1 protein-coding gene is annotated in these 1,498 nt (G+C 43.8%); it reads left to right on the top strand.

What is annotated here, in order from left to right; translation table 11 throughout:
* Positions 1-119 precede the first annotated feature (119 nt).
* A protein-coding gene (locus tag LRR81_RS21095) for an IS3 family transposase (RefSeq protein WP_231791390.1) occupies positions 120-1,450 on the top strand; the annotation gives its coding sequence in 2 pieces (ribosomal slippage) (positions 120-510 and positions 510-1,450; 1,332 coding nt in all).
* Positions 1,451-1,498: the final 48 nt, after the last annotated feature.

Raw genomic sequence — 1,498 nt, 5'->3', positions numbered from 1 at the left:
TGAGCTATACCCCGAATAATGGACACCTTTGAAAAAAGGACCCTTATTCGGGGTTTTTGTATGTCCAGATATAAAAATCCCGTATATAATCAATTTATTGAAGTGGACGGGGGATTTAAATGAGCAAGACTTATTTTACAGAAGAACAATTAAGGCTATTGGAAGCCAATCCAAACATCCTGCATGTAGGGGCCCAAACGATTACCTATCATCCGGATTTCAAGGTAAAAGCCGTTCAGGAATACAGGAAGGGGAAAACCCCTTATCAAATTTTCGCTCAGCACGAATTCGATATGAAGATTATTGGATCAGATAAGCCGAAAAAATGCCTGCACAGATGGAGAAAAACGTATCAGATGTATGGAGAAGAAGGGCTGCGAATGGAACGGCGCGGATTAGGCAGTACCGGCAGACCCTCTTCCAGAGAACAAACGGCAGAGGAAAAACTAAAGAAAGCCGAAGCCCGGATTAAATTATTGGAGGCAGAAAATGACCTCTTAAAAAAGCTGGAAGAACTCGAAAGGCAGGCGAAGAAAAAGAAGCGCTGACTTCGGCTGAGAAATACGCCCTCATTGAACAGACCATCCGCCATCACCAGCTCAAGAACGTCACGGCTAATTTTTGCCGGGTCCTGGAGGTTAGCCGAAGTGGGTATTATGCGTGGATGAAGGCTGTAGATTACAGGAGTAAACAGGATGAGGAGGACTGGAAAGATTACCTCTTGATCAAAGAGATTTTTCAGCGAAAGCAGCAAAAAGTAGGAGCTCTGCAAATCAAGATGATCCTTGAGCATGAGTATCAGATTGTCATGAATCACAAGAAAATCCGTCGCCTTATGAAACTTTTTCATCTTAGGGCTGTGATTCGACAAGCCAGTCCCTATAGAAAACTTCAAAAGGCCACCCAGGAACACAAAGTCTGTGCAAATCTCTTAGAACGCCAATTCGACCAGGGAGAGCCCCGTAAAGTGTTTCTGACGGACATTACGTATTTGTCTTACGGAAATGGACAGACAGCTTATTTGTCCTGCGTAAAAGATGGGGCAACAAGAGAAATCCCGGCCCACCATCTGTCACAGAATCTGAAAATGGAGCTGGCGTTAAAGACCTTAGACAAACTGGCGCTTGAACTAAACGAATTGGTTCATCCAGAAGGCATTCTCCACTCCGACCAGGGGTTTCACTATACACACCCTGATTTTCAGGAAAAGGTCAAAAAAATGGAGCTGACCCAATCAATGTCCAGAAGAGGAAACTGTATTGACAATGCCTCGATGGAATCATTCTTCGGCACCTTAAAAGATTGGGTCGAACACAAAAAATGCCACACCTTTCAAGAGCTAAAGAATGAAGTGAATGCCTTCATCTACCTGTACAATACAGAACGATATCAGTGGGATCTACAAAAAATGACCCCGGTACAATACCGGGATCATTTAATGGCAGCTTAACGTAGCAGGTCCTTTTTTAAAACTGTCCGAAAACCGGGGCATAGTTCA

It is taken from the genome of Metabacillus kandeliae (genome assembly GCF_021166585.1).
In the GTDB taxonomy this organism is placed as follows: domain Bacteria; phylum Bacillota; class Bacilli; order Bacillales; family Bacillaceae; genus Metabacillus_B; species Metabacillus_B kandeliae.
The sequence above is the reverse complement of the archived record's forward strand: the minus strand, read 5'-3'. Positions and strand labels throughout refer to the sequence as shown.